Source organism: Streptomyces sp. CAI-85 (assembly GCF_013363615.1).
Lineage (GTDB): Bacteria > Actinomycetota > Actinomycetes > Streptomycetales > Streptomycetaceae > Streptomyces > Streptomyces antibioticus_B.
Window position 1 is genome coordinate 68,507 of sequence record NZ_JAANNX010000002.1, and the last position, 22,044, is coordinate 90,550.

General features: G+C 71.3%; 23 protein-coding genes. 9 read left to right on the forward strand and 14 right to left on the reverse strand.

The window, feature by feature from the left end; genetic code table 11:
- Window positions 1-33: 33 nt before the first annotated feature.
- Window positions 34-627: an NUDIX domain-containing protein gene (locus G6W55_RS03195; protein ID WP_175519240.1), complete on the reverse strand. Its 594-nt coding sequence runs from the start codon at window positions 625-627 to the stop codon at window positions 34-36.
- On the opposite strand from G6W55_RS03195, the gene G6W55_RS03200 reads away from it, so the two are divergent.
- From G6W55_RS03200 to G6W55_RS03220, 5 genes are all read left to right on the forward strand, one after another.
- Window positions 626-1,663 (forward strand): hypothetical protein, encoded by a 1,038-nt coding sequence (locus G6W55_RS03200; protein WP_175519241.1) that lies wholly within the window; start codon window positions 626-628, stop codon window positions 1,661-1,663. The genes G6W55_RS03195 and G6W55_RS03200 overlap by 2 nt on opposite strands.
- A gap of 11 nt (window positions 1,664-1,674) precedes the next feature.
- Window positions 1,675-2,034 carry a VOC family protein gene (locus tag G6W55_RS03205; protein ID WP_175519242.1) on the forward strand — a complete coding sequence of 120 codons (360 nt, stop codon included), beginning with the start codon at window positions 1,675-1,677 and terminating at the stop codon, window positions 2,032-2,034.
- Between the two features lie 109 nt (window positions 2,035-2,143).
- Window positions 2,144-2,596: a helix-turn-helix domain-containing protein gene (locus tag G6W55_RS03210; RefSeq protein ID WP_244367936.1), complete on the forward strand. Its 453-nt coding sequence runs from the start codon at window positions 2,144-2,146 to the stop codon at window positions 2,594-2,596.
- 137 nt (window positions 2,597-2,733) lie between these two features.
- Complete coding sequence (locus G6W55_RS03215) at window positions 2,734-3,402, forward strand: hypothetical protein (protein WP_175519243.1); 669 nt, start codon at window positions 2,734-2,736, stop codon at window positions 3,400-3,402.
- A 174-nt stretch (window positions 3,403-3,576) separates the two neighbouring features.
- A complete protein-coding gene (locus tag G6W55_RS03220; RefSeq protein ID WP_030795181.1) occupies window positions 3,577-3,915 on the forward strand; it encodes a DUF2516 family protein in 339 nt (112 codons plus the stop codon).
- Between the two features lie 46 nt (window positions 3,916-3,961).
- Here G6W55_RS03220 and G6W55_RS03225 read toward each other — a convergent pair whose 3' ends face one another.
- From G6W55_RS03225 to G6W55_RS03235, 3 genes are all read right to left on the reverse strand, one after another.
- Window positions 3,962-5,395, reverse strand: coding sequence for a PP2C family protein-serine/threonine phosphatase (locus G6W55_RS03225; protein WP_175519244.1), 1,434 nt, complete (start codon window positions 5,393-5,395; stop codon window positions 3,962-3,964).
- 336 nt (window positions 5,396-5,731) lie between these two features.
- The gene (locus G6W55_RS03230) at window positions 5,732-6,820 is read right to left on the reverse strand and encodes a C40 family peptidase (RefSeq protein WP_175519245.1); all 1,089 of its coding nucleotides are present in this window, start codon (window positions 6,818-6,820) and stop codon (window positions 5,732-5,734) included.
- Window positions 6,821-7,085: 265 nt separating this feature from the next.
- Window positions 7,086-7,895, reverse strand: a complete 810-nt coding sequence (locus G6W55_RS03235) for a class I SAM-dependent methyltransferase (protein WP_175519246.1) — start codon at window positions 7,893-7,895, stop codon at window positions 7,086-7,088.
- 214 nt (window positions 7,896-8,109) lie between these two features.
- Here G6W55_RS03235 and mshA point away from each other — a divergent pair, with 214 nt between their 5' ends.
- Both mshA and G6W55_RS03245 read left to right on the forward strand, forming a co-directional pair.
- Complete coding sequence (gene mshA, locus G6W55_RS03240) at window positions 8,110-9,447, forward strand: D-inositol-3-phosphate glycosyltransferase (RefSeq protein ID WP_175519247.1); 1,338 nt, start codon at window positions 8,110-8,112, stop codon at window positions 9,445-9,447.
- On the forward strand, window positions 9,440-9,964 hold the full coding sequence (locus tag G6W55_RS03245; RefSeq protein WP_175519248.1) for a YbjN domain-containing protein: 525 nt from the start codon (window positions 9,440-9,442) through the stop codon (window positions 9,962-9,964). Before mshA ends, G6W55_RS03245 begins: the two co-directional genes overlap by 8 nt.
- 19 nt (window positions 9,965-9,983) lie before the next feature.
- Here G6W55_RS03245 and G6W55_RS03250 read toward each other — a convergent pair whose 3' ends face one another.
- Window positions 9,984-10,835 carry an AraC family transcriptional regulator gene (locus G6W55_RS03250; RefSeq protein ID WP_175519249.1) on the reverse strand — a complete coding sequence of 284 codons (852 nt, stop codon included), beginning with the start codon at window positions 10,833-10,835 and terminating at the stop codon, window positions 9,984-9,986.
- On the opposite strand from G6W55_RS03250, the gene G6W55_RS03255 reads away from it, so the two are divergent.
- On the forward strand, window positions 10,834-11,340 hold the full coding sequence (locus tag G6W55_RS03255) for a DUF2000 domain-containing protein (protein WP_175519250.1): 507 nt from the start codon (window positions 10,834-10,836) through the stop codon (window positions 11,338-11,340). The genes G6W55_RS03250 and G6W55_RS03255 overlap by 2 nt on opposite strands.
- A 47-nt stretch (window positions 11,341-11,387) precedes the next feature.
- Here G6W55_RS03255 and G6W55_RS03260 read toward each other — a convergent pair whose 3' ends face one another.
- A complete protein-coding gene (locus tag G6W55_RS03260) occupies window positions 11,388-12,692 on the reverse strand; it encodes an MFS transporter (RefSeq protein ID WP_175519251.1) in 1,305 nt (434 codons plus the stop codon).
- 180 nt (window positions 12,693-12,872) lie between these two features.
- Here G6W55_RS03260 and G6W55_RS03265 point away from each other — a divergent pair, with 180 nt between their 5' ends.
- Window positions 12,873-13,634, forward strand: coding sequence for a phosphoglyceromutase (locus G6W55_RS03265; RefSeq protein WP_175519252.1), 762 nt, complete (start codon window positions 12,873-12,875; stop codon window positions 13,632-13,634).
- A 78-nt stretch (window positions 13,635-13,712) separates the two neighbouring features.
- Here G6W55_RS03265 and G6W55_RS03270 read toward each other — a convergent pair whose 3' ends face one another.
- From G6W55_RS03270 to G6W55_RS03305, 8 genes are all read right to left on the reverse strand, one after another.
- Complete coding sequence (locus tag G6W55_RS03270; protein WP_175519253.1) at window positions 13,713-14,951, reverse strand: tyrosine-type recombinase/integrase; 1,239 nt, start codon at window positions 14,949-14,951, stop codon at window positions 13,713-13,715.
- 76 nt (window positions 14,952-15,027) lie between these two features.
- Window positions 15,028-15,273: an AlpA family transcriptional regulator gene (locus tag G6W55_RS03275; protein WP_175519254.1), complete on the reverse strand. Its 246-nt coding sequence runs from the start codon at window positions 15,271-15,273 to the stop codon at window positions 15,028-15,030.
- 452 nt (window positions 15,274-15,725) lie between these two features.
- Complete coding sequence (locus G6W55_RS03280) at window positions 15,726-17,198, reverse strand: ATP-binding protein (protein WP_175519624.1); 1,473 nt, start codon at window positions 17,196-17,198, stop codon at window positions 15,726-15,728.
- Window positions 17,199-17,200: 2 nt separating this feature from the next.
- Window positions 17,201-18,013: a bifunctional DNA primase/polymerase gene (locus tag G6W55_RS03285; RefSeq protein WP_175519625.1), complete on the reverse strand. Its 813-nt coding sequence runs from the start codon at window positions 18,011-18,013 to the stop codon at window positions 17,201-17,203.
- A gap of 32 nt (window positions 18,014-18,045) precedes the next feature.
- Entirely contained in the window at window positions 18,046-18,741 is a 696-nt protein-coding gene (locus G6W55_RS03290; protein ID WP_175519255.1) for a class I SAM-dependent methyltransferase, read from the reverse strand.
- An 87-nt stretch (window positions 18,742-18,828) separates the two neighbouring features.
- On the reverse strand, window positions 18,829-19,293 hold the full coding sequence (locus G6W55_RS03295) for a hypothetical protein (protein ID WP_175519256.1): 465 nt from the start codon (window positions 19,291-19,293) through the stop codon (window positions 18,829-18,831).
- A 204-nt stretch (window positions 19,294-19,497) separates the two neighbouring features.
- On the reverse strand, window positions 19,498-21,606 hold the full coding sequence (locus tag G6W55_RS03300) for an ATP-binding protein (protein ID WP_175519257.1): 2,109 nt from the start codon (window positions 21,604-21,606) through the stop codon (window positions 19,498-19,500).
- Between the two features lie 118 nt (window positions 21,607-21,724).
- Complete coding sequence (locus G6W55_RS03305; protein ID WP_175519258.1) at window positions 21,725-22,042, reverse strand: hypothetical protein; 318 nt, start codon at window positions 22,040-22,042, stop codon at window positions 21,725-21,727.
- Between the last annotated feature and the right edge of the window lie 2 nt (window positions 22,043-22,044).

The following is a 22,044-nucleotide window of genomic DNA, read 5'->3' on the forward strand; positions in this document are numbered from 1 at the left end:
GGGACAGGGACGGCTGGGTTCGGGCCATGACGATCAGATCGGCTTCGTCAACGTCGCTTGGGACGGCGGAGTCGACGCCTTCACGCGGAGATACCGGTCGAGCATCGGTCTGCTGTCCGGTGTGAAGGCCTGCCGCCGCATGAACGCGAACAACTCGGACTCCTCCAACCACCCGTGCCATGCGACTTCTTCGGCGCTGGGAGCGAGAGTGTCGGGAACGACCGCCTCGTGCACGGCGAGCCAGTGAGGGCTGAGCCCACTCCGGTTCAGGAACCTGACCACGAACCGGACGCGCGCGGCGCCGACGCCCATCTCCTCGCCCAACTCCCGGCGCGCAGCCTCTTCGTACGACTCCCCGACGGCTACGGCCCCGCCGACCGCAACCTCGTAGCACCCGGGAAACCGGGGCACGTGCCGAGAGCGCTGATGGACGAGGATCCGCCCGTCCCGGTCACGGCACACCGTGACGGCGACACGGTGCAACCACCCATGCCGAATAGCCCAGTCACGACGCACCACGCCCAGCACCCGGTCCCGCTCGTCGACCCGCTCGATCAACTCGTCCACGAGCCAACGATCACAGGTGCCACTGACATACGGAGGGGCGACCGTAGACTCCCGCGCCATGGAAACGATCTACAGGCTCGGTGAGATCAGTTGTCCGGCGGGGATTCTCGTCCTGGTGGACGGTGGGCATCTGGGGCTGTGGAGTGGGGAGCGGTCGCCCGCGGAGACGGACCCGGCGCTGCTCGGCGTCGACGATCCGGCGATGGCCGCCGACGTGCTCGGTTCGGTCGATCTCGTCGGGGTCGGGCCGGATGCGCCGGAGGCGGTCCGTGGTTTTGATCGGCAGCCGGGCCGGGTGCTGCACGACATCCCCGCCTCCCGGGCGGCGGAGCTGACGGCGATGTTCGAGGAGCACTGCCGTGGTGCCGGGCTGGATGCCCGGCTGGAGGCGTTGCCGGGCCGTGAGCCGCATGCGCAGCGCGTGCGGCGGACCGCCGCCGAAGGCGGGGGGAGTTTTCTGATGTTCGGGGTGCCGGTCGTCGTGGTCGGCGGGGTGCCCCGTGACCGGCACCTGCCGGTGCTGGCGTCGCGGGTCGACGCCGGGGACGGTGTGCGCTGGGTGGAGATGTCGGTCCGGGTGAGCGACGCCGAGGTGGAGTCGTCCGTGCCGTTGGGTGACATCGGCGTCGACTGGGGCCGCGTGCTCTTCGGTGACGCCGACGCCCTGAATGCCTGGCGGCACGACGATCCGGTGGACGGCCTGGCCGACGTCGCGTTCTGGGGCGCCGCCGCGGACGAGGCCGCCGAGGCGTTCGCGGCACCGGAACTGGGTGAACCCGGCGAGGACGGTGTCCGCGGATGGACCGGGCTGGCCGTGACGGAGGCGGTGGAGAAGGCCCTCGCCGTGCAGAAGTGGAAGGAGGAGCGGCCCGGGCGCGGCCTGATGGTGGACTTCCGCCCCCACTCCCACCACTGGCAGGTCATGCGCCAGGTCCGCGCCTCCGAGACCGAGTCCGGAACCGTGGACATCGGCGACGCCCGCCTCCTCTGCGCGATGACGACCTGGGGCGACGGCTACTTCCCCGTGTCGGCCGACCTGGACGCGAGGGGCGCCTTGGTCGCGGTACGGATCCGCTTCACCGACACGGCCGCGTAGTCTCCGAACCGATGAAGTTGATCGCGATCAATCTCGACTGCCCCGACCCGTTGGCCCTGGCCGCGTTCTACCAGCAGGCCACCGGCCTCGAACCGCATCCCCGGTCGGACGCCGACTTCGCGGGACTCAACGGTGAGCACGGGCTCTTCATCGGATTCCAGCGCGTCGACGACCACCGCGCTCCGAGCTGGCCCGACCAGACCGTCCCTCAGCAGCTCCACATCTGCTTCAAGGTCGACGAGGACCTGGACGCGGCCGAGGCGCGCTTGCTGGAACTGGGCGCGGCCAAGCCCGACCACCAGCCGCACGGGGACAGGGCCCGCGTCCTCACAGACCCGGCCGGGCACCCCTTCTGCATCATCGCGCGCTGAACGACACAGACACACACTGCCCGCCCCGCCCCGCACCCGCCCGCCCGCCCGACACACTTTTGCAAGCAGGTGCTTGCAAAAGTTAGCGGGGGTGGGGCAAGGTGGAGGCATGGCATCGCTCAACGTCGGCAATCTCGGTGACTACCTGCGCGAGCAGCGGCGGAACGCCAAGCTCTCGCTTCGGCAGCTCGCCGATGCCGCCGGGGTGTCCAATCCGTATCTGAGCCAGATCGAGCGCGGGCTGCGCAAGCCGAGCGCGGAGGTGCTCCAGCAGGTCGCCAAGGCGCTGCGCATCTCCGCGGAGACGCTGTACGTGCGGGCCGGCATCCTCGACGCGGAGCGGGACCGGGACGAGGTCGAGACCCGCGCGGTCATCCTCGCCGATCCCACCCTGACCGAGGCCCAGAAGCAGGCGCTCCTCCAGATCTACGAGTCCTTCCGCAAGGAGAACGGATTCGAGACCGTCCGGGAGAGCCACGCGGACGGCGACGGACGGGACGACGGACGGACGGACATCCCGGAGCCGGGCGGTGACACCGGCCCGCAGCAGACGGCCAGTTGACCGGACCAGGGGACCGGCCGTCCCGCCGCGGACCTGTACCACCCTCAGCCGAACACGAAGAGCACGAAGAGCACGAAGAGCACGACGCACACGAAGAGCACGACGAACGACCCACGCATCCGGGAGGACGCTTCACCATGGCCATCACCGACGATCTGCGCAAGACCTTCAGCGACCCGACCCCGCTCTACTTCGCCGCCGGTACGGCCGACCTCGCCCTCCAGCAGGCGAAGAAGGTGCCCGGTCTGGTCGAGCAGCTCCGCTCCGAGGCCCCGGCCCGGATCGACGCCGTCCGCAACACCGACCCCAAGGCCGTGCAGGAGAGGGCCGCTGCCCGCGCCAAGGAGGCCGGTGCCAAGGCCAAGGAGGCGCAGGAGACCTTCCAGGCCAAGGTCAACGACTTCATCACCACCCTCGACGGTGACATCAAGAAGCTCGGCAGCACCCTCGACGCCGATCTGAAGAAGCTCGGCGAGTCCGCCCAGGACCTCGCGCTGCGCGGTGTCGGCGTCGCCGCCGAGTACGCCGTCAAGGCCCGCGAGACCTACGAGAAGGTCGCCGAGCACGGCGAGCAGGCCGTGAAGACCTGGCGCGGCGAGGCCGCCGAGGGCATCGAGGAGATCGCCGTCGCGGTCGAGCCGAGCGCCGAGCCGAAGCCGGAGCCCGCCCCCGCGCCGGCCCCCGCCGCGGTCAAGGCCGAGCCCGCCGCCGTCAAGCCGGAGCCCGCCGCCAAGAAGCCGGTCGCCAAGAAGGCCCCGGCCGCCCGCAAGGCCCCCGCGAAGAAGCCCACTCCGCCGGCCAAGTGAGACCGGCGGCCCGGCTGGGCGCGGAGGACGTGGACATACGGTCATGGGCCGGGCACTCATCGGGTGCCCGGCCCGTTGTACGAACTGAACGGGTAGGAGCGGCGCGGTTGCGGGTACGGTGACCGCGTAAGTACGAGCCGGGACGTGCCGAATCGGGTGGTGGACGTAGTGCTGATGCAGGGGTTCGACAATTTCCTGGCGCTGTTGAGCCTGGCTCTGATCGTGTTCAGCGGCTTCGCTCTGATCGACGCCGCGATCCGCCGGGAGGACGGCTACCGGGCTGCCGACAAGCAGACCAAGCCCTTCTGGCTGATCGTCCTCGGGCTCGCCTTCGTGGTGAACCTGATCTTCAACATCTTCTCGTTCCTGCCGATCATCGGGCTGATCGCGACGATCGTCTACATGGTCGACGTCCGCCCGGCCCTGCGCTCCCTGCCCGGCGGCGGGCGCGGCCAGCGCGGCGGCGGCTCCAGCAGCGACGGACCGTACGGGCCGTACAACGGCGGGCGGTAAGCACCCACCCCGGCTGACCTGACAGGCGGGTGTGCGGGCGTACGGCTTACGGCACCCGGTCCAGCAGGACCAGCGCCACGTCGTCCGTCAGCTCGCCGCCGTTCAGCTCGCGCACCTCGTTCACCGCGGCCCGCAGCAGCTCCTCGCCACTGAGCCCCTCGGCGATCTGGCGGCGGATCATCTCCACCATGCCGTCCTGGCCGAGCCGCTCGCGGCCGTCGCCGATCCGGCCCTCGATCAGCCCGTCGGTGTAGAGCATCAGGCTCCACCGCGCGCCCAGCTCCACCTGCATCCGCGGCCAGCGGGCACCCGGCAGCAGTCCGAGCGCCGGGCCGTTGTTCTCGTACGGCAGCAGCCGGGCCGGCCGGTCGGGGCGGGCGATCAGCGGTGCCGGATGGCCGGCCAGGCACAGGCCCGCGCGGCGGCCGTCCGGTGCGATGTCGACCGTGCACAGGGTCGCGAAGATCTCGTCGTCGTCGCGTTCGTGCTCCAGCACCTGCTGGAGCGTGTTGAGCAGCTCGTCGCCGCACAGCCCGGCCAGGGTCAGCGCCCGCCAGGCGATCCGCAGCTCCACGCCGAGCGCGGCCTCGTCCGGGCCATGGCCGCAGACGTCGCCGATCATGGCGTGCACGGTGCCGTCGGGCGTGCGGACCGTGTCGTAGAAGTCACCGCCGAGCAGGGCGCGGGAGCGGCCGGGGCGGTAGCGGGCGGCGAACCGCAGCGGGGAGCCCTCCAGCAGGGGCGTGGGCAGCAGGCCGCGCTCCAGGCGGGCGTTCTCCTGCGCCCGCAGCCGGCCCTCGGCCAGCCGTCGCTCCGCCGTGTCGGAACGTTTCCTCTCCACGGCGTAGCGGATCGCGCGGCTCAGCAGCCGGCTGTCCAGCTCGTCGCGGAAGAGATAGTCCTGGGCGCCCACGCGCACCGCCTCGGCGCCGCGCTCGGCGTCGCCGGACGCGGTGAGCGCGAGCACGGCGTGCCGGGGGGCCAGCTCCAGGACGTGCCGGAGTACGGCGAGTTCGTCGCCGTCGGCGGCGCGGCCGGGGGCGGGCAGCGTCAGGTCGAGCAGGATGCAGTGCACGTCGTCGGTGAGCAGCCGGCCGGCCTCGGTGAGGTTGCGGGCGGTGCGGACGCGCATCGGCTTGCCGTCGGAGTCCCGCAGGTCGGGGACGATCGGGCCGGCCGCGGGATCGTCCTCGATCAGCAGCAGGGTGAGCGCGGTGGTGTGCGAGGTGCCGAGCGGCGCCGGGCGCGGGGCGGCCGGGGGCACGGTGGTGGGTGCGGGGGCGGGCGTGGCGGTGGACGTGGCGGTGCGTGCGCTGTCGTCCTCGGCCGTCGCGTCGTTGCGAACTGTCTCTTCCTTGCGGGCGGGGTCCCGGTGGAGCGGGGCTGCTGCCTCGGAGGGGCCGCCGACTGTGGGCGCGGCCGGCGCCTGACCACTCTCCACGGCCGGGATCGCTCTCTGCCGCGGTACGGGTACGGGCATCGTCTTGGTTCCTTCCCTCCCCCCGAGGGCATGGCGGGGGCGAGGGACCTCGACCCACCGACGGGGACCATAGCGGCAGAAGGCGCCGCAGCGGAATGGTGTGCGACACCCAGCTTGATCTCAGGCCGCTGTCATATGCCGCGATCCCTACCGCAGTTGGGCAGGGCGGGCCGGGTGCGGGGATGACGAACGTCACGTCCGTACGGAGTTTGGCGGCCGTCCGGGGTGCCGTGGGTCACGTGGTGGGGGTCACCTGCCCGGCCTCGCGGCGGGCCGGGCAAGAGAGTTAACCCCTTTCGGCTGCTTTGCCCTGCGCGTCTGTCGTACGGATTCGGCTTACGCGTCCGGGCGGACCACACCGAGGATCGGCATCGTGCCCGCCCCCGCCAGGGTGATGTCGCGGCCGGGGCGCGGGGCGTGGACGATCGCGCCGTCCCCCACGTACAGCGCGACATGGCTCGCGTCGTCGAAGTAGATGATCAGATCGCCGGGGCGCATGTCCTTCACGGCGACCCGGTGCAACTGCTTCCACTGCTCCTGCGAGGTACGGGGGATGGCGGTGCCGGCGCTTCTCCACGCCTCGGAGGTCAGCCCGGAGCAGTCGTAGGTGGCGGGGCCCTCGGCGCCCCACTCGTAGGGCTTGCCGATCTGCGCGGTGGCGTACTTGATCGCCTTCTTGCCCTGCGCGGACGCCTTGCCGTCGATCTCGTCGAGTATCCCGGTGTCCAGCCAGGCCGTCTGGGCGTTCAGGGCGGCCTGCTCCTGGAGCTTGGCGAGGCGCTCCTTCTCCTCCTTCTCCAGTTGCGATTCGAGCTTCTTCGCCGCGGCGATCTGCTTCTCGATCCGCTTCTGGGCGGTCGCCTTGACCTTGCGGTTGGCCTCCAGTTGCTGCCACTGGGCCGAGGCGTCCCGGGAGTACTGCTCCAAGTCCTCCTGTGTCCGGGTCAGTTCGCCGAGCAGGCCCTTCGTGGCGCGCTGGCCCTGGATGACCCGGCCCGCGCCGTCCAGGAAGTCGCCCGGGTCGTCGCTCAGCATCAACTGGGCCTCGTCGGGCAGGCCGCCGGTGCGGTACTGGGAGCGGGCCGCGGCGCCGGCGCGGTCCTTGAGGTCGTCCAGCTTCTTCTGACCCTCGACGATCTTCTTCGCCAGGGCGACGATCTCCGCGGACTGCTTCTCCGCCGCCTCCTCCGCCGCGTTGTAGGCGTCGGTCGCCACCGCGGCGTCGTGATACAGCGCGTCGAGCTTCTCGCGTACGGCTTCGAGGTCCGTGCTCGGGGCGGGGGTCAGGTCCGGGCTGGTGGTCGGCGCCGACGACGGGGCCGGCGGGGCCGGACTCGCGAACGCCATGCCGGGTGCGCCCAGCACGGTCACCGCGCAGACGACGGCCACCGCCACCGCGTACACGCTGCGCTTGCTCCGCCCCATACCCCGTCCCCTCGACTGATTTCCCGTCAGTAACTTACGGTGCCCGGGGGATCGTGCCACGTCACGGTGGAAAACGACAGAGGCCGTGACCCGACGGGACCACTCCTCCCCCCCCCACACCCTCGACGGCATGCCGACCGCCCTGCCCATGTGACGAACGGCCCACGGAGATCGTTCCACCCTCCACGAACGGGTGAACGACGGCGCGGGCCTCCGGTGCCGGTGCCGGTGCCGGCGCCTCAGGAGCCGTATGCCTGACACCCCCTCACCCCCGAGGCGCCACCGCCCCCCACTCCACCGTCACTTCGCCCTGGCGCCATCGCGTGGGGCCGTCCGTCACCGGCCAGGTGGTTGTCAAGGTGCGGATCGTTCGGAGCCAGCGTTGGCGGGCGCCGTAGGAGGCGTAGGGGGCGGCTGCCGCCCAGGCGCGGTCGAAGTCGTGGAGGAAGGTGTGGATCGGTTCGCCGGGGACGTTGCGGTGGATCAGGGCCTTCGGGAGTCGTTCCGCGAGGTCGGACGGGCGGTCCAGGGAGCCCAGGCGGGTCGCGAAGGTGACCGTGCGCGGGCCCTCGGGGCCGAGCGCGACCCAGACGTGCCGCCGGCCGATCTCGTCGCACGTGCCCTCGACGAGCAGCCCGCCCCGCGACCCCCCGGACGCCGGCGCGAGCCGTGCGCACAGGCGTTGCCAGACCTCGGCGACCTGGTCCTCGTCGTACTGCCGGAGCACGTTCGCGGCGCGGACCAGGTGCGGCCGCTGCGGCACCGGGATCTCGAAGCCGCCGTGCCGGAAGACCAGCCCCTCCCGCTCGTACGGCCGGGCCGCCGCGACCCGGGCCGGGTCGATCTCGACGCCGACGACACGCGTGCGTGGCGCCACGGTCCGCAGCCGGGACAGCAGCTCGACGGCCGTCCAGGGCGCCGCCCCGTAGCCGAGGTCGACCGCCACCGGGTCGGCGGCGCGGCGCAGCTCGGCGCCGTGCGTCGCGGCGATCCAGCGGTCCATGCGGCGCAGCCGGTTGGGGTTGGTGGTCCCGCGCGTGACGGTGCCCACGGGGTGATGCGCGCGGGGGGTCATGAAAAGAGGGTAGGCGGACAGCACGGGAGGCACGCGGCCGCAGAGGGACGCACCCGCGTCTCGAACGGTTGAGCGATACCCGGTAACGCTCAGGCAAAAATCCCCTCCGCCGCCACCCGCCCGGAATGGGAATCGCGCCCTCCGGCGTTGCCGCCCAGTGGAGGGAGCCCCACACCCCTCCGTCCGGCATGCCCGCAGCAAGGAGGAAGGCCACGTGAGCCAGTACGTCAGCAGGCTCGGGCGTCGTTCACCGGCGGCCCCGTCGCGGCTCAGGCTCCACCGCCGCCCCCGCCGGGTGGCGATGCTCTCCGTGCACACCTCACCGCTCCACCAGCCCGGCACCGGCGACGCCGGTGGCATGAACGTCTACATCGTGGAGCTGGCCCAGCGCCTCGCCGCCATCAACATCGAGGTCGAGATCTTCACCCGCGCGACCACGGCCGCGCTCCCGCCGACCGTCCAGATGGCACCCGGCGTCCTCGTCCGGCACATCGACGCCGGCCCCTACGAGGGCCTCGCCAAGGAGGACCTCCCCGCCCAGCTCTGCGCCTTCACCCACGGTGTGATGCAGGCATGGGCCGGCCACCGCCCCGGCTACTACGACCTCGTCCACTCGCACTACTGGCTCTCCGGCCACGTCGGCTGGCTCGCCGCCCAGCGCTGGGGCGCCCCCCTGGTGCACGCCATGCACACCATGGCCAAGGTCAAGAACGCCAACCTGGCCTACGGCGACACCCCCGAGCCCGCCGCGCGCGTGATCGGCGAGACCCAGATCGTCTCCGCCGCCGACCGCCTCATCGCCAACACGGCGGAGGAGGCCGACGAACTCGTACGGCACTACGGCGCCGACCCCGGCAAGGTCGCCGTCGTCCACCCGGGCGTCAACCTCGACCGTTTCTCCCCGGCCGACGGCCGCGCCGCCGCCCGCGCCCGCCTCGGCCTCCCGCAGGACGCTCTGATCCCCCTCTTCGCGGGCCGTATCCAGCCCCTGAAGGCCCCCGACGTGCTGCTCCGCTCGGTCGCGGAGCTGCTGGACAACCGCCCCGAGCTGCGGTCGCGGATCGTCGTACCCGTCGTCGGCGGCCCCAGCGGCAGCGGCCTCGCCAAGCCGGAGGGGCTCCAGAAGCTGGCGGCGCGGCTCGGTGTCGCGGACGTCGTACGGTTCCGGCCGCCGGTCGGTCAGGACCAGCTCGCGGACTGGTTCCGCGCCGCGTCCGTCCTCGTCGTCCCCTCCTACAGCGAGTCCTTCGGCCTGGTCGCCATAGAGGCACAGGCCGCGGGCACCCCGGTCCTCGCGGCCTCCGTGGGCGGCCTGCCGGTCGCCGTACGGGACGGCGAGACCGGCTTCCTGGTCCAGGGGCACGATCCGGCGGCGTACGCGCGCGTGCTGGAGCGGTTCGCCGACGGCCCCGAACTCACCGCCCGGATGGGCGCGGCCGCCGCCCGGCACGCCCGGTCGTTCGGCTGGGACACCGCGGCCGCCGCCACCGCCGACGTCTACACGGCCGCCGCCCAGGCCCATCGCCGTCGCGTACGCTCCCAGCATGGGTGACAGGGATTCCGGCCAGGACACGGAGCAGACGGCGGCCGCGCGGATCGTCGAGGGTTTCCTCACGGACGCGGAGCTGGAGTGGGAGCGCCCCGAACCCGGCACCTACGTCGTCCAGCTCCCCGGCACCCGCAAGCTGAAGACGACGGTCTCGCTGATCGTCGGCCGCCACTCGCTGTCGCTGAACGCGTTCGTCATCCGCCACCCCGACGAGAACGAACCCGGCGTCCACCGCTGGCTCCTGGAGCGCAACCTCAAGCTGTACGGCGTGAGTTACGCCGTCGACCAGCTCGGTGACATCTACGTCACCGCCCGCCTCCCGCTCGCCTCCGTCACCGCCGAGGAGACCGACCGGATCTTCGGCCAGGTCCTGGAGGCGGCGGACGGCGCCTTCAACACCCTGCTGGAGCTGGGCTTCGCCTCCGCGATCCGCCGCGAGTACGCCTGGCGGGTGTCCCGCGGCGAACCCACCCACAATCTGGACGCGTTCGCCCACCTGACCCGGCGGTCCGCCGACTGAGTCACCCCAGGTGAGGTGATCACCGCATGCGCGCCGACCCCGAGTAGCGCCCCGGCGGCACCCCCACCAACCGCCGGAAGTGCCGGGTGAGATGGGCCTGGTCGTAGAAGCCGGTGTCCGTCGCGACCTCGGCCGCCGGACGGCCCGTCAGCAGCAGCCGGCGGGCCCGGTCGATCCGGCGAGCGGTCAGATACTGGTGCGGCGCGATGCCGTACGCCCCGCTGAACGCCCGGACCAGATGCGCCGGATGCGCCTGGAGCACCCGCGCGGCCTCCTCCAGACCGATGCCCTGGACGACGTACGCGTCGAGGAGTTCGCGCAGCCGGCGGGCGAGGTGCGGGTCGGAGGAGGGGGCGGGGCGCGAGGGACCCTCGGTGCGCCCCAGGTGGTCCCGGAGCCGCTCGCCGATCAGCGTCAGCCGGCTGTCCGCCTCCAGTTCGTCGCCGGGGCGGGCGAGCGCGGAGTGGAGTTGTCCCACCCGCCGCCGCAGCACCGGGTCCCGCAGGTCGGGGCCGTCCACGGCCGCCCCGATCAGCTCCTCGCCGAGCACGCTCGCGTCCAGGTACAGCACCCGCTTGCGGAAGCCGCCGGGGTCGACGGGGGAGCCGTTGTGCGGGACGTGCGGCGGCAGCAGGGTCACGGTGTCGTGCGGGGTGCCGTGCTCATGGCGTTCGAGGTCGTACCGTACGGCGCCGTCGTCCACGATGAGCAGCGTCCAGGCGTCGTGGACGTGCATGGGGTAGGCGTACTCGGTGAAGCGGGCGTGGAAGACCTCGACGACGCCCGGGACGCGCGGGCGCCAGGCGGAGACTTCCTGCCGGGGCCGGGAGGGCCGGGAGGGCCGGGGATGCCGGGGATGCCGGGAGGCCATGCAAAGAACGTACAAGACCGAGCCGGGGGCGGGACGGGAGTCTCACGTCATGAGCACCGTGAGCACTGTGAGCGTGGGGGACCCCGAGGCCCCCGTCCGTTTCGACACGAAGATCGCCGTCCTGCTGCGGGACGACCTGGAGTCCTGGCAGCGGCTGAACGTCACCGCGTTCCTGGTCAGCGGCCTGGGGACGGCCGCCCCCGAGGTGATCGGGGAGCCGTACGAGGACGCGGACGGGGTGGTGAGCCTGCCGATGTTCCGGCAGCCGGTGCTGGTCTTCGAGGGGACGAAGGAGACGCTGACCGCCGCCCACGCGCGGGTGCTGGCCCGTTCGCTCCCGCGCGCGGTGTTCACCGGTGACCTCTTCGCCACCGGCAACGACCGCGACAACCGGGCGGCGGTGCGGGCCGTGCCGACGGCGGAGCTGGATCTGGTCGGGCTGGCGGTGTACGGGCCGCGGAACGCGGTGGACAAGGTGCTGAAGGGGGCGCGGATGCACCCGTAGGGGCGGGTGAGTCCGTAGCTCGTCCGCCAGGTGGGCCGGGCGGGGGCTCAGGGCGCGGCGGGTGCGGCGCTCACCTCGGCGCCCTTCGCCTCCACCACCGGAGCCTCCCCGTCGGTCCGGTCGGCGTGGGCCCGCCCCTCCTGGTCCCCCTCCTCGTCCGGGAGCCGCCGCATGAGGACGGCGTACCCGGCGCCCGCCACCGTGCCCACGACCGCGCACATCCCCCACAGCCACTCCGCGCCGAACCGGTCGATGACGAAACCGGACATCACCGGGGCGACCAGCGAGGCCACCGCCCAGGACATCGTGTACATGCCCTGGTAGCGGCCGCGGCCGTGGGTGGGGGAGAGACGGACGACGATCCCGGTCTGGGTCGGCGCGTTGACGATCTCGGCGAGCGTCCACACGCAGACGGTGAGCGCGAAGACGCCGACCGACCCGGCGAAGGCGGTGAGTCCGAAGCCGTACCCCGCGAGGGCGGAGGAGATGACGAGCAGCCGGCGCGGGTCGCGGTGCTCGATGAACCGGGTGACCGGGATCTGGAGGGCGACGATCAGGACGCCGTTGACGGCGATCGCCATGCCGTAGTCCGCGGGGGTGAACCCGGCCTCGCCCATCGCGACCGGCAGCCCGACCGCCCCCTGCTGGAAGACGAACGCGACGAGGAAGGACAGCCCCACGACGCTCATGAACCGGGTGTCGCGCAGGACGGTCCCGAGCCCGACGGAGTCCTCCCGGCCGGCCTTCTCCTGCCGTTCGGGCCGTGACTCGGGCAGTTTGAGGAAGACGACGACCGCGCAGACGAGGGTCATCCCCGCCTCCAGCAGGAACCCGGCCCGGTAGCTGACCTCGGCGATGAAACCGGCGGCCATGGAGGAGACGGCGAAGCCGAGGTTGATGGCCCAGTAGTTGAGGGAGAAGGCCCGGATACGGTCCTTGGGCGGCACGATGTCGGCCATCATCGCCTGCACGGCGGGCCGGGAGGCGTTGGAGGCCATGCCGACCAGGAAGGCGACGCCGGCGATGGCGACGGGGTCGGTGATGAACGCGAGCAGCGCGACCGAGAGCGCGGTGGCGGTCTGCGCGACGAGCAGGGTGGGCCGCCGTCCGATCCGGTCGGCCATCACGCCGCCGGCCAGCGAGGAGACGACCCCGCCGAGGCCGTGCAGGGAGACGACGAGACCGGCGTAGAAGGCGGAGTAGCCGCGGTCGAGGGTCAGATACAGCGCCATGAAGGTGGCGACGAAGGCGCCGAGACGGTTGACGAGCGTGCTGGTCCACAGCCACCAGAACTCCCGGGGGAGACCGGAGAGGGTCTCGCGAGCGGCACGTCGGACGACGGCGACGGACATGGCGGAGTCCCCCCGAGGGTGTAAGTGGCGAAGGCGGCAACGGCAACTTACGGAGGCGGCCGCGGGGAGCACCACTCAATTAACAGATCCCGTCAAGCGTGAGCGGCGGAGTCCGGGAGCGGAGTCCGGGGTATGAGCGGCGGACGCGGGCCACCAGGACGGTCCATTACGCTCGGACCCATGGCCGACGCACCGTACAAGCTGATCCTCCTCCGCCACGGCGAGAGCGAGTGGAACGCGAAGAACCTGTTCACCGGCTGGGTGGACGTCAACCTCAACGAGAAGGGCGAGAAGGAGGCGGTCCGCGGTGGCGAACTCCTGAAGGACGCCGACCTCCTGCCCGACGTGGTGCACACGTCCCTCCAGAAGCGCGCGATCCGCACCGCGCAGCTCGCCCTCGAGGCCGCGGACCGCCACTGGATCCCGGTCCACCGCTCCTGGCGCCTGAACGAGCGCCACTACGGCGCCCTCCAGGGCAAGGACAAGGCGCAGACCCTCGCGGAGTACGGCGAGGAGCAGTTCATGCTGTGGCGCCGCTCCTACGACACCCCGCCCCCGCCGCTCGACCGCGACGCCGAGTACTCCCAGTTCGACGACGCGCGCTACGCGACCCTCCCGCCGGAGCTGCGCCCGCAGACGGAGTGCCTCAAGGACGTCGTCGTCCGGATGCTCCCCTACTGGTTCGACGGCATCGTCCCCGACCTCCTCACCGGCCGCACGGTCCTCGTCGCCGCCCACGGCAACAGCCTGCGCGCCCTGGTCAAGCACCTCGACGGCATCTCCGACGCCGACATCGCGGGCCTGAACATCCCCACCGGCATCCCCCTCTCCTACGAACTGGACACCGACTTCAAGCCCCTCAACCCGGGCGGCACCTACCTCGACCCGGACGCGGCAGCGGCAGCGATCGAGGCGGTCAAGAACCAGGGCAAGAAGAAGTAGGTTTTATGATCATGCCCCTGAGCTGCGCAGATGGCGCGACTCAGGGGCATTTTCGCGGCCTGGGCCCTCTGTGGGACCTCAGCGCGGCGGGTCCTGCGGCGGCCGGAGTGCTTGACCGAGTGCCTTCCGGGCCCGGTCGCGGCTGCTCGGCATGAGGTGCGCGTACACCTTCAGCGTGAGTCCCGGGTCGGAGTGCCCGAGGTACTCGCTGACGGCCTTGATGCTCTCGCCCGCGTCCAGCAGCACCGACGCGTAGAAGTGCCTCAAGGCGTGCATGCCGTGCTCGCGCGCGGCGGTGTGCTCTCGGCTCTTGGCCTTGGGGATGACGCCCACGGACGCCAGAGCAGGCTTCCAGTGGTCCTCATTCAGCGAGGTACGCCAGACGTGGCCGCCGTTGGGCCCGGTGAAGATCAGACGCTTGGTCACGGGCCGGCCGTTCGCCCGCATCCAAGGCAGCGTGATCTCAACAGGCGGGAACCGCTTGATGTGCTCCTTGAGCGCTTCCGCCACGGGGTCGGGCAGAGGGACGTCACGGAGCTTGCCGCCCTTCGGGGGCGCGAACACAGCCTTGCTCAGGCTGAGCTTGAGCTGCTGCACCACGTGCAGGGTGCCGCTGTCGAAGTCCAGCTCATCCACGGACAGCCCGAGGATCTCGCCTTGCCGTAGGCCGCAGCCGGCGCCCATGTCCACCATGGTCCGGAAGCGTTCGACCATGGCGGCCCGCATGGCGAAGACGCGGTCCGGCTGCCAGGGAACGACACGGCGCATGCCCATCTCGGGGAGCGTCACCGTGCGCGAGTTGCACGGGTTCCGGCGGAGGTAGCCGTCCTCCACGGCCGCGCTCAGGACGGCGCGAACGTTGGAGAAGATCACGCGGGCGTACGCGCCGGACATGCCGGACGCTTCGAGCTGCGTCACGAACTCGCGGATGTGACTGGGTTGGAAGGACCCCAGGGGCCGCGACCCGATGCGGGGGAAGGCGTGCAGCTTGAGCTGAGACTGCATCGACGCGCGGGTGTTCGGGTCCCCGCTCTGGCTCGCGAGCCAGCCTTCGGCGAACTCCTGAAACGACGTCCGGGACGCGTTCGGGTCGATGTAGTCGCCCCTGGCCACGTCCGCCGTGACCTTGCTCAGCCACTGCTCAGCGAGCCGCTTCTGTCCGTCGGGGAAGGACTTGCCCTTGCGCTTGCCGTCGGGGGCGAAGTAGCGGGCCCGGTAGCGCAGCCCGGTCCCGTAGCGCTCGGTCTTGACGCGGACGGTCTTGCCGTTGGCATCGGTCTCGGTCTTGTACCAGCGGTCTTGGATGCTGCCTGCCATTGGAGGCGGAGTCCCTTCTCGGCATGGATCAGGGGTGGCCGCTCAACGGCCACCCCTGGCGGTGTGCGAGGTTGCGTCAGGCCGCGACGCGGTCGACGTTCTTGAGCTGAGCGACGTAGGCCCCCACTTCGGCGGGGTCGTAGCGGACGTGCTTGCCGACGCGGAAGCCGGGAGGACCGGTGCGCTTCCTGCGCCACTGGTAGACGGTTTCGAGGGGGACGCCGAAGATCTCGGCGATGTCGTCGGGAGTGAGGTACCGGTCAGGCAAGCCGCTGCGGAGTGTGGCGCGGGGGTCGGGTTGAGCGGAAAGGGTTCGGCTCATGGAGTCCTCAGAAGTTGAGTCGCGTTGGCTTCGGGGGCTCTCGGCCTCCGTGTGTGTCCGAGGTGCGGATTTCTGCGTCACAGCGTCACCTACGTCACGCAGGCCTCTGACCTGCGGTTTTCGCGTGACGCAGACGGGTGGGGGTGCGTCACGCGTGACGCAGGCCGTTCGTCACGCGTGACGCAGGTGACGCGGCGTGACGCAGCCAGGAGCGTCTGCGTCACGCTCGTCTGCGCAGGTCACCCGCCGTTTTCCAAGATCGTGTGACGCTGTGACGCAGCGTCCCCCTACTTAGGAAAAAAAGAGGGGGGTGTCTGTGGTGGTGTGGCGCGTCAGGGAGTGAATGCGGAGCCGCTTCGCGGCGCGTTCATCGCAGGGCGGCGGTGCCGCCGAACAGCAAGAGGAGCACGCATGCCCGGTGGTGCTCCTCTTGCTCGTACGGGCGGCGCGGGTCAGAACGCCTGCTGTTCGTGCGGGGGCGCGGCCGTTGAGCGGGTCATCAGGATGAAGCGGCCTTCTCGGGTGCGGCCCGAGTCGATGAGGACGCCACGGGCGGCGAGGGTCGGCTGTAGCCGCTTGAGGCGGTCGGAGAGCACTTTGCCCGTGGTCGGCCAGCCCTTGGGCAGGGGGCGGAAGTCCTCGCCGGTGTAGACGCGGCTGAGGCAGTGCAGCCACTCCGTCGACGTCATCCGCTGTTCCGCCCCCGCGTCGAGAGTGGCGGCGTGCTGCAACACGGTCTGTGCCAGCAGGTCACCTTCGATGACGTCGTCGTTGAGGTCGTCCAGGCTGGCCCGGTAGGCGGCGAGCGCTCCGAGCCCGGTGGCCGCGTCGAGCTGCGCGCACAGGTGCGCGAAGTCGGCCATCCGCAGGTCGGTCGGGGTCTCCGCCTCCGCCGCGCGGACCTTGACGGTGAGGTCCAGGAGCGAGCCGAGGACGACCGGCAGCACTTCCGCGTACTCCGTCCACAGCTCATCCTCGGTGCGCCGCACCCGGGGCCGCTCCAACCGCAGCGGCAGCAGCCGTTCGGCGAGGTCGGGGCGGATTACGCCCACGTCGATGCCGGTCAGGAGCAGGGGGCGGCGGTAGCCGACGCGGAAGACGTCCCCGTCGGTGAACAGGGCGCGCTTGACGTTCTCGGCTCCGGTGACGATGCAGCACATGGCGTCGGATAGGTCCGGGCTCATGTGGGAGAGGTTGTCCAGGGCGGTGACCCATCCGGCCGCCACGGCTGCGAGCAGGTTCTCCTCGTCCTTCGGGGCGCGGCGCAGGTCCCCGGTCATGCCCTCGATGATCCGTACGAGCATCCGGCCGCCGGTGGACTTGCCGGCGCCCTGTGGCCCGGTGAGGAACGGGGCGGGGACGGGCACGGACGGCCCGAGACACCCGACCAGCCACGCGATGGCCAGACACTCCGTCTCGGCGTTGGCGAAGTTGCACAGACGCAGCAGCAGATCGATGCCCTTACCGTCCGTGTTCTTGACCGGCAGCGGCAGTTCGCCCGTGAGTTGGGTGCGCCGCCAACACACCTCACGCGGGTCCGGGACGGCGATGTCCCAGCCGGTGGGGTGGATTCGGACAGACTGCCCGTCGGCGCGGCCCAGGTCCAGCCACGTCGCCCCGTCGAACCCCGGGGCCACGCGGATGTGCACGGGCTGCACCTCCTCGGTGAGCGCGAGTGCTTCGATCAAGTCCAGTGCCTCCTTGAGCGCGGTCCCGTTGAACACGCCAAGACCGTCCCTGAACAGGCCGACCATGAGTTCCTGCCGGTGGCTTCCCGTCGTGCCCTGCGAGCGGATCGGGCGGGCGACGGGGTGGCCGGTGCGCTGCGCGTACACGGTGCCGTCGGCGGTGCGGAAGTAGCGGAAGTGCGCCTGTGCGTAGTCGGTGATGATCTCGCGGGCAGGGTTCTTCTCGTCGTCGGCCATGGTCACAGTCCCAACGTGGTCAGGGCGTTGGTCCACGCATCGGTGCAGTGCCGGGGCGATTCGCCCTTGGCCTGTGCGGCGGTGAACAGCCGCGCGACATGGGCATCCGTGAGACAGCCGCACCGGCCGTGCGTGGACAGCACGGCAAGGAACGTGCGGTACACGGTGGCGTGCACCGCGCTGGAGGCTTCGGTGATGCGTTGCTCGGCCATGGCGATCCCCCGGTCCAGATAGGTAGGCGTGCGGTGCCTGCACTCGCCCCCGTGACCACTCAGAGGCACTGTGAGGCTCTGTGACGCCCTGCGAGCCGTGGACGGCTCCTTTACTGCCAGCGCACGCACAGCGTCCGGGAGAGGGGCCCTGGCGCCCGTGCCCCCGCCGAGCCAACGGGCGTACGCCATAAGGGACTTGATGTCGACGCCGGGGCGGACGGCGTTCACGGACCGCATGGCGCCCTGGTAGATCCAGTGCTCCCCCCGCGTCGTCGGCACGGTGAGCGTGGCGGGCAGGGTGGCGCGGGCCCAGGCGACGGCCGCCGCGTCGTCCAGGTCAACGACGGTCACGCCGGCGCCGCCGGGGTGGTACGCGACGGCGGCGGCCCGACGCCACGCCGTGGCCCACGGTGGGGAGGTGAGGATGTGCGGGTTGGTGGTGGCGGCGGCCCACGCGTGGCAGACGCCGGGGCACCGGCACGGGCCGGGGGTCTTCATGTTCGGCCGTCCGCCGCACGCGTTGCTGGTGCAGTCCGGGCAGTTGCCGAACGGCACCTTCCCCGCCCGCAGGGGCAGGGGCGGGATGCCGTGTGAGGCCAGCATGAGCGCGGTGTCGAGCAGGTTCGGGGCGGCGGTCACGCGGCCACCTCCAGCCCGGACGGGGTGAGGTGGTCGAGGGCGACGTGGCCGATGTGTTCGGCGTAGGCGGGCGGGATGCACTCGCGGATGCCGTCGCGGTTCATCCACGGCACTCCGAGCACCCTGCGGGCGAGGGGGACCCCGGAGAAATTGCCGACGAACTGCCCGTAGTGCCCGGGCGGGACGGGGCGCCCCATCTTGGCCTGCGGCACCAGGTGCGCGGGGTGGCCGGGCTGGTCGAGGGTGAAGCCTCCGCCGGTCTCGAAGAACCGGTGGCGGTAGTTCTCCAGGGCGAACATCTGCCCGCACAGCATCACCGGCTCACGCAGCTTCGGGACCGCACCCCGGACGTTCTCCATAACCCACGGCCGCCCGGTCGTCTCCAGCGCGGCACGGGTAGGGGCGATCAGGTCGGGGTGGTCGTTGCCCTGGATGCGCTGGCATTCGGTGTCGTGCTGGCACGGCGGAGAGGCGTGGATGAAGTCGAACGCGGCGCCGTGTTCCAGGACGAACGCGATGGCGTCTGCCTGGATGAGCCGGTACGGGTAGCGGGGCTGGGGGTCCTTGTCGACGCCGGTCACCTCGAACCCGGCGTCGGCATAGCCCTTGGCCGCGCCGCCCTGGCAGCAGAACAGATCCAGTAAGCGGGGCCTGCGGCCGTGCACTCGCCGGAAGAGAGCAGGTTGCGTCATGCTGGGAGACCTCCAACAGGTCAGTTGCTGGCTGGTTGGCAAGGGCGGCCCCGGACTTTGGCGAGACGGGGGCCGCCCTTGGCGTAGCTACTGGTAGAAGCGGTTGCGCTTGATGACGGCCTTGCGGATGTTGACCGTCGTCCCGGCACCGTGTCGGCTGCTGCCGAGCACCTGCACGGCGATCCAGCCGCCGAAGACGACGGCAGCGAGCGTGATGAGCTGGGTGACCAGTGCGGTCAGGGCCGTGATGAAGGTGGTCAGCAGGAGCAGGCCCCCGCACACGGCGAGGAACCCGACGCCCCCGAGGGCGACGTTCACCGCCGCCCGTGAGACGGCCGGCTTGGCGACGACCGGTTCCGGCTGCATGGGGGTGACGGCGTAGCCGGTGACGACGCGGCCGTCGGGGAGGACGACGCTTGCGACCGTCGGCACGGTGTGCGGCTGGACGGGAATGAGCGGCGCCGGGTACGGCGCGGCGGGGGTGATCGGGGTGGGGTGGTGGACTTCCGGGGTCCGTACGGCTGGTGCGTTGGGGGTGGTCTCGGGGTACATGCGGAATCCTTTCCGGTGCTCGGTTGGGGAGGCAGAGACACCCCTTGCCGGGGGCGCTGTGGAGGGGGTTTTCGGGGTCTGAGCTGGGGTGCCTCCCCGCCTCCCCGGAACGGTGTTTTCGCTGATCACTGTGGGGGAGGCGGGTGGGGGAGGCGGTTGGGGAGTTCTCCCCGCCTCCCCGCGTCGGGAGGGTGCGCCTCCCCGCTACTCGGCGGCGGAAGCGGAACCCTCGGCGTCGCGGTCGGCGAGGGCGCGGGTGACGTCTTCGGCGCGGACGACCATGCGGCCGTGGGACTTCTTCGGCTCGATGCCGGCCGCGTCCAGGACGCGGGTGAGGTCGCCGAACGACCAGCGGCCGTAAGCGTCCTCGCTGAGCACGGACAGCCGCTTGATGACGTCCTGGGTGAACACCCGCTTCTCGTTGCCGAGGACGGTGAGGATGTCGGCGAGCGGGTCACGCTCCTCGTCCCGCTTCACCGCGTGCAGGGTCGTGACGCCGGCGCGGAGGGCCTTGGCGCGGGCGGTGATGGCCTTGGCGTCGTCGTCGCCGATGAAGTGCGTGCGCACGGTGATGGACGACTGTCCCTTGGGGATCTCGATGCCGTCGGAGGCGACGACCAGGGTTCCCTTGTCCAGGCCTTGGCGGAGCAGGTGCGGGGCGGCGCCGCCGTTGACGGCCTTCTCGCCGAGGGCCATGACGGCTTGCGCTTCGGTGCCCAGGGCGAGCGAGGCACGCGTGTGGGCGCCCTCGCGGACGAGCTTGGGCAGGTTCTGGTCGGTGGGGTCCTGCGTCCCCTCGTACATGAGCACGTCGACCACACGGCCCTGGTTGTGGACCTTGCGCACGGCCATGAAGTAGCGGGAGGTGGCCTTGGAGCCGCCGTAGGGGCGCTTGTCGTCGTCCACGGCCGGGCACATGAACGCCACCTGCGCCTCGTCCACGATGCCGATCAGCGGGTCGAACACCACGGTGGGGTCGGCCTGACGCGCCGCGATGCGGCGGTTCATCTCCTCGACCAGGCCCTCGACCATCTCGGTCGCCTCGATCACGTGCTCATCGGTCGGCCCCTGGATCAGTACGGTGGCCAGACCGTCGAACATGGCCCAGTCCCCGGCGCCCTTGAGGTCGGCGATCCGGAACTCCACCCGCTTGTCCAGCGACGCCCACAGAGCGAGGGAGCGCAGGGCGGCGGTCTTGCCCTGGTTCGACAGACCCGTGATCAGAAGGTGCCGCTGATACAGGCTCAAGGCGGCGGCGTCGCCGCGCAGGTCCTGACCCCAGGGTGCGCGGCCCTTGGCGTAGTTGGCGGTCATCGTCTCGTCGGTGACCAGCGGAGAGGGGCCGATCGGCTCGTCCAGGGCGCCGGAGTCGGCGACCCACAGCCGCACCGTGCGCGCAGCCTGCGGGATGGTGATGAACACTTCGTGCTCGTGCCGGGACAGGTTCTCAGCAAGCTTGCGCCGCTTGCTCTGCACCTCGTTCGTGGACACCCCGGACGGAAGCGTGACGTCGACCTCGACACCGCATCCGGCGATCACGATCGGGGACAGCATCGACGCGCCGGCGTCGCCCATCTCCTTGATGGCGTTGCGCAGGGCGGGAACGCCGAGGTCGCGCAGGGCCTTGACCACGATGGACGGGGTGATCGGCTCCCCCTCGCCGCTGCGGACGTGGGCGGGAAGAGCCCACTGGGGTGCGGCTTGCTGCTTGCTGCCGACCGCCCACAGGGCGAGCAGGGCCAGGAACGGGCCCAGGGTGACCAGCGGCCCCCACACCACCTGAACGATCGTGATCAGGAGGTTGATGAACTCCACGGTGGCCATGAGCGGGGTGACGACGTCGGTGACGTCCTTCGTCGCTATGGCCATGACGACGCCGAGGGCGACGAGGGAGCCGATGCCCATGCCGGCGGTGACCGCCACGCCCTTGGCCGCGTCGACGGGCGAGTGCAGCAGGTCCATACGGCGGCGGTGCCGGGCGTCGCGGTAGCGCTGGGCCCGCTCCTCCCATTCCATGGCCGCGTCCATGTCGCCCGCGGCTTCTGCCGCGCGCATGAACCGCTCGTAGCGGGCGGCGGTCTTGCCGTCCCACGTGCGGCGGCCGACGATCCGCGCCCCGCCGACGACGTACAGGCCGTGCCGGGCGACGGCACGGGCGGCGGTCTTGGTGTTCTCGTGCGTGACGGCCGTCTTCACGGCCCGACCGGAGCGGACCCACAGCGGGAGTGCCGACGGGGCGGGGTCGGGGACCACGGTCAGGGTGGTCACGGTGGGGGTGGTGTCTTTGTGCAGGTGAACGACGTTCTCGGACATGCGTGACGTCTCCTCAACGCCCCCATGCGGGGCGGGAAAGGGCATGCGGGAAGGGTGCGGGGCCGGGACGGGTGCGGGCCGTCCCGGCGAGTGGCTCACGTGCTGCGCGGCGGGGGCGTCACCACCAGCCGGACGACTTCTTGGCGGCCCTGGCGGCGGCGTACTCGCGCACGATCCGCTGACGCTCGATGTGCAGCGCGGTGATCTCGGCCGTCAGCCGGGTGACCGCCTGCTCCGAGACGGACTCCAGCCGGTTCTCCTGCCGAGTGGTGCTCTTGCTGCGCAGGACCCGGTACGAGCCGCCGGCGAGCGCCCCGAGGACGGCGCGGCGCTCGCTGCTGTTCAGGGGCCACATCTCGCCCCGGCGGACGGCTTCCAGCTTGCGCGTGGTCTTGGTGATCTCGCGGTCAATGGCGCGGGTGTCGGGCTTGCCCATGG